The organism is Sinomonas sp. ASV486 (assembly GCF_030908215.1).
GTDB lineage: Bacteria > Actinomycetota > Actinomycetes > Actinomycetales > Micrococcaceae > Sinomonas > Sinomonas puerhi.
Genome location: NZ_JAVFJK010000003.1, coordinates 203,514 through 219,489 on the forward strand (window position 1 = coordinate 203,514; position 15,976 = coordinate 219,489).

The 15,976-nt window shown below is 68.3% G+C and carries 12 protein-coding genes; 5 read left to right on the forward strand and 7 right to left on the reverse strand.

The features are described from left to right. Positions 1-5 precede the first annotated feature (5 nt). Both cydB and RBS60_RS05750 read right to left on the reverse strand, forming a co-directional pair. Positions 6-1,070 (reverse strand): cytochrome d ubiquinol oxidase subunit II, encoded by a 1,065-nt coding sequence (cydB, locus tag RBS60_RS05745; protein WP_307956569.1) that lies wholly within the window; start codon positions 1,068-1,070, stop codon positions 6-8. A 13-nt stretch (positions 1,071-1,083) separates the two neighbouring features. After that, a complete protein-coding gene (locus RBS60_RS05750; RefSeq protein ID WP_307956570.1) occupies positions 1,084-2,724 on the reverse strand; it encodes a cytochrome ubiquinol oxidase subunit I in 1,641 nt (546 codons plus the stop codon). A 238-nt stretch (positions 2,725-2,962) separates the two neighbouring features. Here RBS60_RS05750 and RBS60_RS05755 point away from each other — a divergent pair, with 238 nt between their 5' ends. Both RBS60_RS05755 and RBS60_RS05760 read left to right on the forward strand, forming a co-directional pair. Next, positions 2,963-3,334 carry a BlaI/MecI/CopY family transcriptional regulator gene (locus RBS60_RS05755; protein WP_307956571.1) on the forward strand — a complete coding sequence of 124 codons (372 nt, stop codon included), beginning with the start codon at positions 2,963-2,965 and terminating at the stop codon, positions 3,332-3,334. A gap of 22 nt (positions 3,335-3,356) precedes the next feature. Beyond that, a complete protein-coding gene (locus tag RBS60_RS05760) occupies positions 3,357-4,364 on the forward strand; it encodes a M56 family metallopeptidase (RefSeq protein WP_307956572.1) in 1,008 nt (335 codons plus the stop codon). 54 nt (positions 4,365-4,418) lie between these two features. Here the strand turns inward: RBS60_RS05760 and RBS60_RS05765 are convergent, their stop codons facing one another. Then, on the reverse strand, positions 4,419-6,524 hold the full coding sequence (locus tag RBS60_RS05765; RefSeq protein ID WP_307956573.1) for a DNA topoisomerase IV subunit B: 2,106 nt from the start codon (positions 6,522-6,524) through the stop codon (positions 4,419-4,421). A 293-nt stretch (positions 6,525-6,817) separates the two neighbouring features. On the opposite strand from RBS60_RS05765, the gene RBS60_RS05770 reads away from it, so the two are divergent. Next, positions 6,818-7,039 (forward strand): hypothetical protein, encoded by a 222-nt coding sequence (locus RBS60_RS05770; RefSeq protein ID WP_307956574.1) that lies wholly within the window; start codon positions 6,818-6,820, stop codon positions 7,037-7,039. Positions 7,040-7,143: 104 nt separating this feature from the next. Here the strand turns inward: RBS60_RS05770 and RBS60_RS05775 are convergent, their stop codons facing one another. From RBS60_RS05775 to RBS60_RS05790, 4 genes are all read right to left on the reverse strand, one after another. Then, on the reverse strand, positions 7,144-8,424 hold the full coding sequence (locus RBS60_RS05775; RefSeq protein ID WP_307956575.1) for an RNA polymerase sigma factor: 1,281 nt from the start codon (positions 8,422-8,424) through the stop codon (positions 7,144-7,146). A 218-nt stretch (positions 8,425-8,642) separates the two neighbouring features. Further along, positions 8,643-9,971, reverse strand: a complete 1,329-nt coding sequence (locus RBS60_RS05780; protein ID WP_307956576.1) for a DUF4192 domain-containing protein — start codon at positions 9,969-9,971, stop codon at positions 8,643-8,645. A gap of 248 nt (positions 9,972-10,219) precedes the next feature. Beyond that, positions 10,220-11,530, reverse strand: coding sequence for an MFS transporter (locus RBS60_RS05785; protein WP_307956577.1), 1,311 nt, complete (start codon positions 11,528-11,530; stop codon positions 10,220-10,222). Positions 11,531-11,539: 9 nt separating this feature from the next. Next, the gene (locus RBS60_RS05790; protein WP_307956578.1) at positions 11,540-12,586 is read right to left on the reverse strand and encodes a PAC2 family protein; all 1,047 of its coding nucleotides are present in this window, start codon (positions 12,584-12,586) and stop codon (positions 11,540-11,542) included. Between the two features lie 186 nt (positions 12,587-12,772). On the opposite strand from RBS60_RS05790, the gene RBS60_RS05795 reads away from it, so the two are divergent. Both RBS60_RS05795 and lpdA read left to right on the forward strand, forming a co-directional pair. Next, positions 12,773-14,320 carry a leucyl aminopeptidase gene (locus RBS60_RS05795; protein ID WP_307956579.1) on the forward strand — a complete coding sequence of 516 codons (1,548 nt, stop codon included), beginning with the start codon at positions 12,773-12,775 and terminating at the stop codon, positions 14,318-14,320. 272 nt (positions 14,321-14,592) lie between these two features. Continuing rightward, on the forward strand, positions 14,593-15,975 hold the full coding sequence (lpdA, locus tag RBS60_RS05800; RefSeq protein WP_307956580.1) for a dihydrolipoyl dehydrogenase: 1,383 nt from the start codon (positions 14,593-14,595) through the stop codon (positions 15,973-15,975). The last annotated feature ends 1 nt before the right edge of the window (position 15,976 follow it).

Here is a 15,976-nt window from a genome sequence, read left to right on the forward strand (position 1 = left end):
GGGCCCTAGGCCGACTTGCCCGTGACGAGTCGGACCACGATCGCCGGAACCACCGAGTGCGCCGCGGGGATGCTGTCCACCGTGAGGCGGCGACGGAACACCCAGTAGGTCCAGACCTGGTAGGCGAGCACGAGCGGGAGCCCGATGAGCGCAACCACCGTCATGAGGCCCAGCGTGTAGTCGGACGACGACGCGCTGCCCACCGTGAGGCTGTTGGCCGCATCGAGGGTCGAGGGCAGCACCACGGGGTAGACGGCGGAGAAGATCGCCGCAGCGCCGGCCACGAGGAATGCGGCGAGGCCGATGAATGCGCGGCCCTCCGAGCCCCGCCGCCCCAGGAGCCACGCGGTGACGGCTGCGGCCGCCGCGACAACCGTCAGAGCCCAGCTCCACCAGGCACCCGTGCGGACCTGCACTGCGAGGACCCAGACGACGAGCGGGAGCACTGCGAGGGGAAGCCAGCGGACGAACGCGCCATGGGCGCGCGTGCGGATCTCGCCGTCCGTCTTGAGCGCGAGGAATGCGAGCCCGTGGACGAGGGCGAACGCGACGACCGCGAGGCCGCCAAGCACCGCGTACCCGTTGAGCCACACGAACGGCCCGCCCACGCGGTCGCCGTTCGCGTCAAGCGGCAGGCCCGTCGTCGTGAGTGCGAGCATCGCTCCGACGCAGAACGCGGCCACGCCCGAGCCGAGTGCAAGCGCCCAGTCCCACGCCGTGCGCCAGCGGTCGGAGTGGACCTTGCCCCGGTACTCGATCGCGACGGCCCGGAAGATCAGCGCGACGAGGGCGAGGGTGAGTGGCAGGTACAGCGCGGAGAAGAGCGAGGCGTACCAGCGCGGGAAGGCCGCGAACGTTGCCCCGCCCGCAGTCAGGAGCCACACCTCGTTGCCGTCCCAGACGGGGCCGATCGTATTGAGCAGCACGCGCCGCTCACGCTCACCGCGGGCGAAGAGCTTCATGTGCATGCCGACGCCGAGGTCGAAGCCCTCGAGGAAGAGGTAGCCGAGCCACAGGACGGCGATCGCGCAGAACCATGTCGTGCCCAGGGCTGTGGGAAGGGTTTCCATCAGTCGTTTCCTCCTAGTAGGCGAAGGCCAGGACGTCGTCGGCGGGCTTTTCGGCCCCGCCGCCGCCGGTGCCATCACCGCCGTCGTGCGGGCCGCCGTCGTGCTTCTGCGCGGTCTCGGCGAGTTCAGGCATGGCGGACGCGACGCCGCCGCGGATGTAGGTCACGAGGAGACGGACCTCGACCACCATGAGGGCCGCGTACAGGAGGGTCAGGACGATGAGCGACGTGAGGATCTCCCCCGCCGTCACGCCCGGAGACACTGCGGCCGCTGTGAACATGAACACCTGGTCGACGCTGCCTGCCATGGCGGGGTTGGGCGCGACGACGAAGGGCTGGCGCCCCATCTCGGTGAAGATCCACCCCGCTGCGTTCGCGCCGAACGGTGCGAAGATGCCGAGGACAGCCAGCCGCATGAGCCAGCGGGACTCGGGCACGGTGCCCTTGCGCGTGATGACGAGCGCGATGAGGGCAGCAAGCGCAGCGAGACCGCCGAACCCGATCATCGCCCGGAAGCCCCAGTAGGTGACCTCCATCACGGGCACGTAGTTGATGGCCTGCCCGGCGCGGTCGCCGTAGATGGGGTTGTCCGGGACCGCGGTGCCATAGGCCTTCCTGTACTGGTCCTGGAGGCTGTTGACGCCCTGGATGTTCGTGGTGAAGTCGTTGTGGGCGAGGAAGGAGAGCAGGCCCGGGATCTCGATGACCGCTGCGACGTCCGAGCAGTCCTTCGACCCGAGGTTGCCCACGGAAAGGACCGAGAAGCTGGTGCCGTCGTGGCACGCCGCCTCGGCGGCTGCCATCTTCATGGGCTGCTGCTCGAACATGAGCTTGCCCTGGAGGTCGCCTGTGATGGCGGTCCCGGCAAAGGAGATCATGGCGACGACGGCGCCGATCCGGAGGGACTTGAGCCAGACGGCATGGTCCGTGCGGTCGCGTCCAGCCACACCGACGGCCTCGCCGACGACGACGCGCTGCTTGCCGCGCGCCGTGCCCTCTTGGGCGACTTCGACAGTGTCGATGCCATCATGGCGCCGGCGCCACAGGTGGTACCAGGCGATGCCGAGGAGGAACCCGCCGGCCACGCCGAGGGCACCCAAGATGGTGTGCGGTACGGCGACGAGCGCGGTGTTGTTGGTGAAGACGGCCCACGCGTCCGTCATGACGGGCCTTCCGTCCACGACCTTGACGCCCACCGGATGCTGCATCCAGCTGTTGGCAACGATGATGAAGTAGGCCGAGACCGCCGAGCCGATCACCGCGATCCACAGGGCGGCGAGATGCAGCCCCGGCCGCAGGAGCTTCCAGCTGAAGATCCACAGGCCGAGGAACGTCGACTCGACGAAGAATGCGAGCAGCGCCTCCATGGCCAGCGGGGCGCCGAACACGTCGCCGACGAACCGGCTGTACTCGCTCCAGGCCATGCCGAACTGGAACTCCTGCACGATTCCGGTGGCCACGCCCATGATGAAGTTGATGAGGAAGAGCTTGCCCCAGAACTTGGTCATCCTCAGGAACTCGACCTTGCCCGTGCGGACCCACACAGTCTCCAGGACCGCCACGACGAGTCCCAGGCCGATGGTCAGCGGCACCATCATGAAGTGGTAGACCGTGGTGATTCCGAACTGCCAGCGTGCTATCTCCAAAGCGTCCACGCACATGCTCCCGGTTCTGCCGACTAAACTTCTACGTTGCGTAGAAAGATTGACTTCTACAGAGTGTAGAACATTGCTAGGTGCCGGATCTCTCGCGCAAGGTCGAGGTTGTCCCGATCGCGCTGTGAGCGAACGGCTCGCGCCGTAGCACCACGAAACTGTTCTACCGTGCGTAGAATGGAGTAGACGTGTCAAGGGTTGGCTGCGTCGGAACTGCATCTAAGGACTGGGAAGAAACATGGCAAGCCTGGGTGAACTCGAGCGTTCGGTGATGGACCTCCTGTGGACCGCCCCGGAGGCCTCCACCGCGAATGACCTCCGTGATCGCTTGGCCCAGACCGCGAGCCACGGGCAGGAAGGCAAGGATCTGGCAGTGACCACGGTCCTCACCGTCCTGTCCCGGCTCGAGAAGAAGGGCCTCGTGGAGCGCGAGCGCGGCACACGGCCCCACCGCTACCGTTCCATCTCGACCCGCGAGGATCACACAGCGCGCCTCATGCACGAGGCGCTCGGTACCGCACCCGACCGTGAGGCCGTGCTCGCACGGTTCATCGGCTCTGTGACCGAGGCCGAGGCGGCGACCCTCCGCAAGCTCCTGGCGCGCGGCTGATCCGCACCGCCGGAGTGGGCGCGTGCTCGTAGCCTCCTACCTCCTCGCGCTGCTGGCACTGGTCCTCGCGTGGCCGGTGCCGGTGGCGCTCTCGCGCGCCCGCTGGCCCGCCCGCTCCCCCTTCGCCGCGATGGTCCTGTGGCAGTCGATCGCGCTCGCCGGAGGGCTCTCGATGATCGGCGCGATGCTCGTCTACGGGCTGTCTCCGCTCGGCGACAGCCTCGTGGCAGCCGTGCGCCGCGCGGTGACGATCGTCGTCGCCAACCAGACCACCGCCGAGCTCCACTTCTGGCACCTCTTCGCGCTCAGCGCGGCGGCCCTCCTGAGCCTGCACCTTGTCTTCACGCTCCTCCTGACCTACGCGCGGATCGTGGCCCAGCGGCACCGGCACCGCGAGCTGCTCTTCCTCCTGAGCGCGCCCTCCGGCGCGCTAGAGCGCACGTGGGTGATCAGCCATCCTGCCCCCGTCGCCTACTGCCTGCCCGGCGGGTCCCGGTCCGTGACCGTCCTGTCCGACGGACTCATGGAGACCCTCGCGCCCGAAGAGCTCGACGCTGTCGTGAGCCACGAGCGGGCCCACCTCACCCAGCGCCATCACCTGCTCCTCTGGGCCTTCGAGGCCTGGCGATCAGCCTTGCCGTGGCTGCCGACGAGCCGCCTCGCGCGGCAGTCCGTCAACTCGCTCATTGAGATGCTCGCCGACGACGTCGCGCGGCGCACAGCCCCGGACGACGTCCTCATCCGCGCGATTGCCCTCGTTGCAGTGGGCGATGCCGAGCATTCGGCGTCCGCGTCCGCGTCCGACGGCGCCCGGCGGGCACGGGGCGCTCCCTCCCCGCAGACGGAAGCGGACTCGGGCCTCGCGGCCGGTGCCTTCGACACGAACGGCGTCGACATCGCCGGGCGCCTCAGCAGGCTCCTGTCGCCGCGGCCCCCGCTCGGGAGGGGCGCCACCGCGATCGTCCTCACCGCGAGCCTGATGCTCATCGCCGTTCCGACGGTCCTGCTCCTCGCACCGGGCCTCGTCTGACGCCCCGTCGCGCGAGGTCCTCAGGCGCGACGCACTCAGGCGAGGCCCGTCGCGCTACGCGTCGATCCGCTCACGATCGAGCTGGCCGCTGCCGGTCACGATGAAGTCCTTGCGCGGGGCCACGTCCGAGCCCATGAGCAGTTCGAACACCTCCTCGGCGCGCTGGGCACTCTCGATCGTCACGCGCCGCAGGCTGCGATGCCGGGGGTCCATCGTGGTCTCCGCGAGCTGGTCCGCATCCATCTCCCCGAGGCCCTTGTAGCGCTGCGGGGGCTCCTTGTGCTTGCGCCCCTCGGCCTCGAGACGCGCCAGAACACGGTGGAGCTCGGCGTCCGAGTACGTGTAGACCATCTCGTTCGGCTTCGACCCGGGGTTAACGACCTCGACGCGGTGCAGCGGGGGGACGGCGGCGAACACGCGCCCGGCCTCGACCATGGGACGCATGTACCGGAAGAACAGGGTGAGCAGCAGCGTGCGGATATGCGCGCCGTCAACGTCGGCATCGGTCATGAGGATCACGCGGCCGTATCGGGCCACGTCGATGTCGAAGCTCCGCCCGGAGCCGGCGCCGACCACCTGGATGAGCGCAGCGCACTCGGCGTTGGAGAGCATGTCCCCCACCGATGCCTTCTGGACGTTGAGGATCTTGCCCCGGATCGGCAGGAGGGCCTGGAACTCGCTCGAGCGCGCGTGCCGGGCGGTACCGAGCGCCGAGTCGCCCTCTACGATGAACAGCTCGGAGCGGGCCGTGTCGTCGGTGCGGCAATCGATGAGCTTCGCCGGCAGCGTCGAGGTCTCGAGCGCCGTCTTGCGCCGCTGCGTCTCCTTGTGGACCCGCGCGGTGATGCGCGACTTCATCTCGTTGACGACCTTCTCCAGGAGCACGGCGCTCTGGTTCTTGTCGCCGCGCGCGGTCGAGGAAAGCTTGGCGCCAAGCTCCTTCTCGACCACGCGTGAGACGATCTGGCGGACCGCGGGCGTGCCCAGGATCTCCTTCGTCTGGCCCTCGAACTGGGGCTCGGCGAGCCGCACGGTGAGAACGGCCGTCATGCCGGCGAGGACGTCGTCCTTCTCGATCTTGTCGTTGCCCACCTTGAGCTTGCGCGCGTTGGCCTCGACGGACTTGCGGAACACCTTCAGGATCGCGGCCTCGAAGCCGGCCTGGTGGGTGCCCCCCTTGGGGGTCGCGATGATGTTGACGAACGTGCGCAGCGCCGTGTCGTACCCAACCCCCCAGCGCAGGGCGACGTCGACCTCGCACGAGCGTTCGACCTCGGCGATGCGCGAGTGCCCCTGCTCGTCGAGCACGGGAACCGTCTCGGAGAACGTCCCGGTGCCATGGAGCCGCCAGACGTCAGTGACCGGCGCGTCGATGGCAAGGTATTCGACGAACTCGGAGATGCCGCCATCATGGTGGAACACCTCCTCATGCGGCCCCTCGGCGCCCGGCGTTCCCGGCAGCCCGCGCTCGTCGCGGACGGTGATCCGCAGGCCGGGCACGAGGAACGAGGTCTGGCGGGCGCGGTTCGCCAGGTCGTCGTAGGAGAACTTCGCATCCGGTGTGAAGATCTGACGATCCGCCCAGTACCGCACACGGGTGCCCGTCACGCCCCGCTTCGCCTTGCCGACCACGTCGAGCACGGAGTCGTTGACGAACGGCTCGAAGGGCGAGTCCGGGCCGGGCCGGGCCGCGTCCTTGAACCGGCCGGGCTCGCCGCGCCGGAACGACATTTGGTACGTCTTCCCGCCGCGGTCCACCTGGACGTCGAGCCGGGCCGACAGCGCGTTGACGACCGAGGCCCCCACGCCGTGGAGACCGCCCGACGCCGTGTAGGAGCCGCCGCCGAACTTTCCACCGGCGTGCAGCTTCGTGTACACGACCTCGACGCCGCTCAGGCCGGTCTTGGGTTCGATGTCGACTGGGATGCCGCGGCCGTCGTCGTGCACCTCAACCGAGCCGTCCGCATGGAGGATGACGGCAATCTCGTGGCCGAACCCGGCGAGAGCCTCGTCGACCGAGTTGTCGATGACCTCCCACAGGCAGTGCATGAGGCCGCGCGAGTCGGTGGAACCGATGTACATCCCTGGCCGCTTGCGAACGGCCTCGAGTCCCTCGAGGACGGACAGGTGCCGGGCGGTGTATTCAGAACTCGGTGTCACGCGCGCGGGACTCCTTCGGGTGGTGCTGTTGCGGGCTGGCGGGCAGCGCTGTGCTGTGCGGGCCGGCCCAGTGGTCTTGACAGGGTACAGAGCAAGATTAGTCCGCCGCCCGCCAGTTATCGGCAGCGGCGCTCGGTGTGCATGGAACCGTGGCCGACGTCGCCCAGGCTGTGTCCGAACTGCAATACGCCGCGAGCGAAAGTTGCGAATCCTTGGCAGAAAACCGCGGTGTGCCGGTGTTAGATGTAATGAACCGTGTACCAGCACCCGGTGAAAGAGCTAAGGAGGCTGAGATGACTGCAGCACTCGCGGATCCCACCCTGACCGCCATTGACCGCTGCGACCGCTGTGGCGCCCAAGCCTATGTGCGGGTGGTCCTGGAAGCGTCGGGTGGAGCACTCCAGTTCTGCGCCCACCACGCCCGCGCCGTCGAGCCGACCCTGCGTCCGCTGGCATCGATGTGGCACGACGAGTCGAGCCGGCTGACCGACAAGGTCGCGCTTGCCGAGGACTGATTGAGCAGAGAGGGCCGAACTCGCCGCGGGCGAGCGTCCCGCTGAAGCATCACGTGAGAGGGCCCGGACACCCGAAGGTGTCCGGGCCCTCTCACGTGCCTGACTCAGTCCAGGTAGTCCCGCAGAACCTGCGAGCGTGACGGATGACGCAGCTTCGACATCGTCTTCGATTCGATCTGACGGATGCGCTCGCGCGTGACGCCGTAGACCTTGCCGATCTCATCGAGGGTCTTGGGCTGGCCGTCCGTGAGGCCGAACCTCATCGCGACGACGCCGGCCTCCCGCTCGGAGAGGGTGTCGAGGACCGAGTGGAGCTGCTCCTGGAGCAGCGTGAAGCTCACGGCGTCCGCGGGGACCACGGCCTCCGAGTCCTCGATCAGGTCGCCGAACTCCGAGTCGCCGTCCTCGCCGAGCGGCGTATGGAGCGAAATCGGCTCGCGGCCGTACTTCTGCACCTCGACGACCTTCTCGGGCGTCATGTCGAGCTCAGTGGCGAGCTCCTCGGGGGTGGGCTCACGTCCGAGGTCCTGGAGCATCTGCCGCTGGACGCGGGCGAGCTTGTTGATGACCTCCACCATGTGGACCGGGATACGGATCGTACGGGCCTGATCCGCCATGGCACGGGTGATGGCCTGACGGATCCACCACGTGGCGTAGGTCGAGAACTTGAAGCCCTTCGTGTAGTCGAACTTCTCGACCGCGCGGATCAGGCCCAGATTGCCTTCCTGGATGAGGTCGAGGAACAGCATGCCGCGGCCGGTGTACCGCTTGGCCAGCGAGACGACGAGGCGCAGGTTTGCCTCGAGCAGGTGGTTCTTGGCCCGCTCGCCGTCGTGCACGATGCGTTCGAGGTCATGGAGGTGCTGGGCGTCGTAGGTCGCGCCCTCTTCGTCGATCTTGTGCTTGGCGAACAGTCCCGCCTCGATCCGCAGTGCGAGGTCGACTTCCTGCTCGGCGTTGAGGAGGGCCACCTTGCCGATCTGCTTGAGGTAGTCCTTGACCGGATCGGCCGTCGCACCGGCGCTCGTGACCTGCTGGACCGGAGCGTCGTCATCGTCGGCATCTGAGATGACGATGGCAGAGCCCGATGCCTTCTCGGCCTCGCTCTCCGCGGCAATCTCGCCCTCATCGGGCGTGACCGCCTCGAGGTCCTCCACGACGGCGTCCTCGGTCGGCGCTGCCGCTGGGGCCGCCGTCTCTGCGGTCTTTGCGCTCGCCCGGCCCTTCGGGGCGGCCTTCACCGCCGGCTTGCGTGCGGGCGCCTTCGCCTTAGGTGCAGCCGTCTTGGCCACAGACCGCTTGGCCGCGGTGCGCGCGGGAGCGCTCACCGAGGCGTTCTCCTCGAGCGCCGTCTCGGCGGTCTCATTCTCCGTGGGGGGCGTCACGATTACCTTCCTGCCGCAGTGCCGGTGATTGCCCTGAGGGCAACACCACTATGACCCTGTCAAGTCCGATCGGCTGCTCACGCTGCCGCTCCGGTCCGAAGGGTCTGTATTCCTACAACCCCTCGGCCACTGGATTCGTTCCCGCACGCGCGGATTCAAAACCCGAACGAGAACATCCAGCCGAAGTTCGGACCCAACCGGGTCTGCCGACTATTCTCTCATGAAGGCGCCGCTCCTTCATCCCCGGCACGCAGGCACCGGCCCACCTCTTCCTCAGCGGCCTCCGCCGCACGGTGCCAGGCTGTCTCCCTGTTGAGCGCCCACCCGGCAAGCTGGCCATGCTGGACGAAGTCCCAGAGGAGCTGCGCGAGCCGGTAGTCCGGGTCCGCGGAGAGCGCCCGTTCGAGGAACTTGAGACTCCGGCCGCCCCGGCCCCTCGCCCACTGGACCCAGGCCAGCATGGACAGCGCCGGGGCGCGGACCTCGGGCTCCTCCATCTGGGCCAGGCTCAAGGCGATGCGTTCGAGCCGGGCAATCCGATCCCATGCGGGCGCTGATCCGGTCGAGCCCAGCAGGACCGGGCCGAATTCGAAGCCCGGAGGGCTCGCAGACCAGAGGTCAAGCGCGGCCGACGCAGTGGCCACCGACACGCCGCCGGGCAGACCTGGGGGCTGTCCCTCGGGCTGCGCAGCCCGCAGCACTGCCGTGGCGGAAGAGCCCTGCCATGCCGTCGCGGCATCCGAAGCCGAAGCGACCAGGACGGCGTCCCTCAGCGCTGGCCGCATGACGGTCGCCGCCAGGAGCCGCAGGCGGGACGGATCAGGCACCGCCTGCCCGGAGAGCACGTCCTCCCAGGCCGCGAGCGCCGCGGTGAAGACGAGGGGGTCCCACCACCGTTCTGGGTCCTGCAGGCAGGCTTCGATCGCAGCGGCCACGGCTGCCGGTGGCGCCACGGGAATCCCCACGGGCTCAAGAAGGTCACGTGTCCCGTAGGAGCTCCCCCGGTAGACCATCTCGGCCTCGATCCGGCTTGCCCGAAGCGATTCCACGCTGGTCCCGGGCCACGGGCAGCAGAGGATGTCGGTGCAGGTCGCGGTGCGCCAATGCTTCTCACCCACTACCCACACCTCCCCCACCTGGACCTCTTCCTCGGCGAGCCTCGCCACGACGGCGTCCACGACCTCGCGGTGCGGCGGACGCTGTGGATCCGACCACGCTCGGTGTGTGTAGAGGGCCAGCACGGCGGCTGCTGGCCCGCCATGGGCAACGTACTCGGCCACTGTGTCGGTGAACCGGCGCAGGGCCGACGGCCCGCGGCGGCCGGGAAGGTCAATTCTCAGCGTGGACCCCAGCTGCCCACCGGCGAGGCGCACCACGACGAGGCTCTCGTGGGGCCACTCGCCGAGGGCGTGGGGGATGTACGCAAGGATGTCCTCGGCGGTGCGGATGGCAAGGGGTTCGTCTGCAGGGGAGAGCGCCGCAAGCTCTTTTGGTGCGGCCGCGTCCGTAGGCGCTGGGTGGGGTGCGGAATGCTGGGTTTCGTCCATGGAGCCAGTCTTCTGACCACGTGGCCCGCTGGACACCGAGGGCCTCGCTATGTGGACAACGCGCCCGGAAGGTTTGTGTGGAGGAGAATCCAGCACCGGCCAGACCCGACGCAGACCAAGAGCAGGCGTCCGAACCAACGATGGCGGGACTCACCAGCAGCGGACTCAGCAGCACCGGGGCTCAGCGGCAGTGGCCGAATTCAGCGGCGTCTAGGCTCAGCGGCGTCTAGGCTCAGCGGCGTCTGGGCTCAGCGGCGGCGGGCCCGGTAGTCGGCCCACACCTCGCGCAGGGGGGCTACGCGAACGTTCTGGGCCGCGAGATTGCGCCGCACCTTGCGCCGAACCCGGATCAGGGCCAGTGCGCCGCCGCCGAGGACGAGCAGTTGGACCGAGAGGGCCACGCGGAACGCGTCGAGACTGTACAGCCCTTGGGGCGAGAGACCGAGTGCGTGCTGGAGGTCGAGGAGGTATCCAACGAGGAACATCGTCAGGAGCGCCGCGACGAACCCCCCGATGTTGACGATTCCGGTGGCCGTTCCGAGGCGGTGGGACGGATTGAACGTGCGCGCGAAGTCGAAGCCGATCATCGAACTCGGGCCCCCGAGGGCGAGGACGGCCACGAGCACGGCCATGAGCCACACCGGCGCGTGTCCCGGCACGAGGAGCACAGCGATCCAGACGGCGGCCGTCAGCGCGCAGATGGCAAGCACGAGCGTCGATCTGCGCAGCGGATACCGGGCAACGAATCGCCCCATCGGAGGCCCGGCAATGATGGCCACGACGACGAAAAAGGACATGAGCCCCGCCGCCGTCTGCGCGTCGTACCCCTGCCCCGCGACCATGAACGGGAAACCCCACATGAGCGCGAAGACGTTCCCACTGAACTGGACGGTGAAATGGCTCCACATTCCGAGCCGTGTCCCTGGCTGGCGCCACGCAGCGGCGAGCACGGCGCGGGTGCCCTCGGGCTCACCCTCCGGCTCGACTTTCGTTCCCGGTGGCGCGTTGCGCAGGAGGGTGAGGACGAGCACGACCACGAGGACCGAGAGGGCTGCGAGGCTCATGAAGGCCTGCGACCACCCGGTGGCCCGCAGGAGCGCAAGGAACGGTATGACACTCACGAGCTGGCCGAGCTGGCCGATGACGCCCGTGAGCTGGCTCATGAGCGGCGATCTGCGGCCCGAGAACCAAAGCGGAACGAGCCTGAGGACCGAGACGAACGTCATGGCGTCACCCATGCCGACGAGCATGCGCCCGATGATGCCCGTCACCACGGACTCCGCCTCGGCGATCTGCAGCTGGCCGAGGGCCATGAAGACCGCGCCAGCCGCGACCATGACGCGGCTGCCGAAACGGTCCACCAGGATGCCCACCGGGATCTGCAGCGAGGCGTACACCACGAGCTGCAGAACGGTGAACGCCGAGAGCGCGGCACCGCCGGCATGGAACCTGTCGGCCGCCTCGAGTCCCACCACGCCGAAGGACGTGCGCTGGAGCACCGCCACCAGATAGGCAAAGACTCCGATTCCCCAGACCGTATAGGCGCGCCAGCTGTTCACCCCACGATCCTATTTCGGCGGGTTGTCCCGGGGCGCTCCTCCCGCGTCATCCGGCCCGTGCGGTGCGTCACCATCGCGGGGCGAGCCCGCGCCGTCGCCCGTCTCGGTGTCCCGCGCCGCGTCCGCCTCGCCGTGCGATGCGAGGTACGCCTCGACCGCCGCGCCGAGGTCCTCGGCGGAGGGGAGCTCGTCTGCAGAGCCCGCCAGGAGCGACCTGCGCGGCACCTCCGCGCTGCGGTCGTCGAAGCGCTCCTCGAGCCCAGAGATCACCTCGCGGATGTCCTCGGATGCGGCCACCTGGTCCGCCACCTGCCGTTCGACCTCGCGCGCGGCCTCCCGGAGACGATCGCTCGGAAGCATGAGAGACGCAGCCGCGCCGAGGTGCTCGAGGCCGGTCACGGCCGCGGCAGGATACTCGGCCTCGGCGAGATAGTGCGGGACGTGGACAACGAATCCGGTCACGTCATGGCCTGCCTCAATAAGCCGGAGCTCGATCAGGTGCCCCACCGCGGCGGGGAACTCGACGACGGGCTTCCATCGCGAGATCCCCTCGACGAGCTCGGGCCGGTTGCCGTGGACCGTGACCCCGAGGGGCCGCGTGTGCGGAACAGGCATGGGGATCGCATGGACCCACAGCGTCTGGCTCACCTCGAGCTCTTCGACGAGGCCGACGACGGCCCGCGCGAACCGCTCCCACTGCAGGTCTGGTTCGGGTCCGGACAGCAGGAGGTACGGCCTCCCGAGCCCGTCTTCGAGGCGGTAGAGCGCGAGCTTCGGGGTGTCGTAGTCCTCGAGGTGGTCTTCGACGAAACGGATGCGGGGCCGGCGCGAGCGGTAGTCGAGCAGCTGGTCGACGTCGAACGCCACGAGGGCGCCATCGGCCTGGACGCTGATCAACTCCTCGCTGATCTGGCGCACGGCATGGCCGGCGTCCGCGAACCCGGTGAAGCCCATGATGAGCGGCAAGCCACGCACACCCTCGTCACGGCTGAGCTCGAGGGCTGCTGTGTAGAGGCCGGCGGGATCCTGCAGTGGCCCGGAGGCGGGGTCGATCACGGCATCTGTCCTCTCTTGACTCTGCACGCTCCAACAGTCATTGGCCCTCTATCATTCCATCCGCACCCGCCCTGCCGCCCGGCGTCCGGCTACGATCGGGAAGACGTGACCCTTTCCACCACAGTTCCCCCGCACGGGCGAGGCCGGCGCACTGCACCGCAGCCCCTGCAGAATCGAGGCGCCGCAGTGTTCAGCAACCGTGAAGTCACCCTGAGGGCAGTGTCGAAGGACCTGCGCAAGACCCCGAGCGATGTGCTCGTCATCGGCGTCGCGCAAGGGGCGGACGGACCTGTGCTCCTCGAAACCCCACTGAGCGAGCGAAATGCCGAGGCCGTCGCCTCGACACTCGCGGCACTCGGCGTCACGGGCGCTCAGGACCAGCTGCACCGGCTCCCCGGGCTCCCCGAGCTGGGAGCGCATGTCCTTGCGCTCGTGGGTATCGGCAAGCTCGACGGCGGCGCCGCGCCGAGCGCCGAACAGCTGCGGCGCGCGTCCGGATCCGCCATCCGCCAGCTCGCGGGCAACGACACGGTGGTCCTCGCCCTGCCTTCCTCGACGGCGGAGGACATCGCAGCCGTCGCGGAGGGCGCCGCACTGGGCGCCTACTCCTATACAGAGCACAAATCGGCCGACGCGGTTGCCCTTGACGCCGGCACCGGCATCAAGGGCAACGTGGGCAGCGCAATCGTCTACGCGCCGGCAGTGGCCGCGGCCGATGCTGAGGCTGCGCTCTCCCGCGCGTCGATTGTCGGCGCGGCCGTGAACGCGACCCGCACGCTCGTCAACATGCCGCCGAGCCAGCTCTACCCCGAAACGTTCGCCGAAGCTGCACGGGACCTCGCGAAGGCCCTGCCTGTGAAGGTCACGGTGTTCGACGAGAAGAGGCTCGCCAAAGAGGGCTTCGGGGGAATCCTCGCCGTCGGCCAGGGCTCCTCCCGCCCGCCCCGACTGGTCAAGGTCGAGTACGTCCCGGCGAAGGCGGCATCCGCCAAGAACATCCATCTGGTGGGCAAAGGCATCACGTTCGATTCGGGCGGCATCTCGATCAAGCCGGCCGCCAACATGGAACAGATGAAGAGTGACATGGCAGGGGCGGCAACCGTGCTCAATGCGGCACTCGCAGCCGCCCGGCTGGGGCTCCCCGTCAAGGTCACGGCCTGGCTCTGCATTGCCGAGAACATGCCGTCGGGCAGCGCCCAGCGACCGTCCGACGTGATCACCGTCCGTGGCGGCCGCACGGTCGAGGTCCTCAACACCGACGCTGAGGGGCGCCTCGTGATGGCGGACGGGCTCGCGGCGGCGAGTGAGGAGAACCCGGACGCGCTGATCGACGTCGCGACGCTCACCGGTGCGGCGCTCATCGCGCTCGGCACCCGCACGGCGGGTGTCATGGGAGACGACGCCGTGACCCGCCCGCTGCTCGACGCCGCCGCGGACGCGGGCGAGGCGGCCTGGCCCATGCCTCTCCCCGAGGAACTGCGCGTGGGGCTCGACTCGGCCACGGCAGACATCGCGAACGTGGGCGAACGGCCCGGAGGCATGCTCACCGCCGCGATCTTCCTCAAGGAGTTCGTCGGCGAGCGTCCCGACGGCAGCTCGGTCCCGTGGGCCCACCTGGATATCGCCGGGCCGGCGTTCAACACGGGTTCGGCCTATGGACACACTCCCAAGCAGGGCACGGGATCGACCGTCCGGACCCTCATCGGCTACCTCGAACGCGTCGCCAGCGCCTGACGTCCGAGGCCCCAGCCTGCCACCCGGCCACTGCCACCCTTCGTCGGCCAACAGACAGTTTCCATAATTCGAAATTTAAAATCCATCTGTTGAGAAGTGATAAAGTTCCGTGAGTCTGGACACAAGGCAGCGACTTTCGTTCGGCGAAGGTGGAGCATAGTCAGTCGGGGGGATAGGGTTTCCCTGAATACCCGGCCGGCGCGCTACAGCCGCAGGCCAACTGTCACATCCGACGGCGGAACACGCCGTCCTCAAGGCGAGGGAGCGTACACGTGGCCGAAGAGGCAACTGCGCACGAATTCGACATCTTGATCCTCGGCGCAGGAAGCGGCGGCTACGCTGCCGCAATCCGCGCCTCCGAGCTGGGGTTCAGCGTCGGGCTCGTAGAGAAGGGCAAGCTCGGCGGCACGTGCCTGCACACCGGCTGCATCCCGACCAAGGCGCTCCTCCACTCGGCCGAGCTCGTGGACCACGCCCGCGACGCCGCCAAGTACGGCATCAACGTCACTCTCGACAGCATCGACATGCCCGCTGTCAATGCCTACAAAGACGGCATCATCTCCAAGAAGTGGAAGGGCCTCACGGGCCTGATCAAGGCCAAGGGCATCACGGTCATCGAGGGCGAAGGGCGGCTTACCGCCCAGGACACCGTCACCGTCGACGGCACTGCCTACAAGGGCAAGAACATCATCCTCGCGACCGGTTCCTTCTCTAAGAGCCTGCCCGGCCTCGAGATCGGCGGCCGCGTGATCACCTCCGAGCAGGCGCTCACCCTCGACTACGTGCCCAAGAGTGCGATCGTGCTCGGCGGAGGCGTCATCGGCGTCGAGTTCGCGTCGGTCTGGAACTCGTTCGGCGTGGACGTCACGATCGTCGAAGGCCTTCCCTCGCTCGTCCCGAACGAGGACGCCACGATCGTCAAGCAGCTCGAGCGCGCCTTCAAGAAGCGCGGCATCAAGTTCAGCACAGGAACGTTCTTCCAGGGCGTCGAGCAGGATGAGAACGGCGTCAAGGTGACGCTCGTGGACGGCAAGACGTTCGAGGCCGAGCTCCTCCTCGTCGCGGTCGGCCGTGGCCCGCTCACTGCCAACCTCGGGTACGAGGAGGCGGGCATCACCATGGACCGCGGCTTCGTCATCCCCAACGAGCGCCTCCACACGGGCGTCGGCAACATCTACGCCGTCGGCGACATCGTTCCCGGCGTCCAGCTGGCCCACCGCGGGTTCCAGCAGGGCATCTTCGTGGCTGAGGAGATCGCCGGGCTCAACCCCGTCGTCGTCGAGGACATCAACATCCCCAAGGTCACTTACTGCGATCCCGAGATCGCCACGGTCGGATACTCCGAGAAGGCCGCGAAGGCCAAGTTCGGCGACGACCAGGTCGAAACCGCCGAGTACAACCTCGCGGGAAATGGCAAGAGCTCGATCATCGGCACGTCAGGCCTCATCAAGATTGTCCGTCAGAAGGATGGCCCCGTGGTGGGCATCCACATGATCGGCGCCCGCATGGGCGAGCAGATCGGCGAGGCGCAGCTGATCGTCAACTGGGAGGCGTACCCCGAGGACGTCGCCCAGTTCATCCACGCCCACCCGACGCAGAACGAGAGCCTCGGCGAGGCGCATCTCGTACTGGCCGGCAAGCCCCTCCACGGCTGAA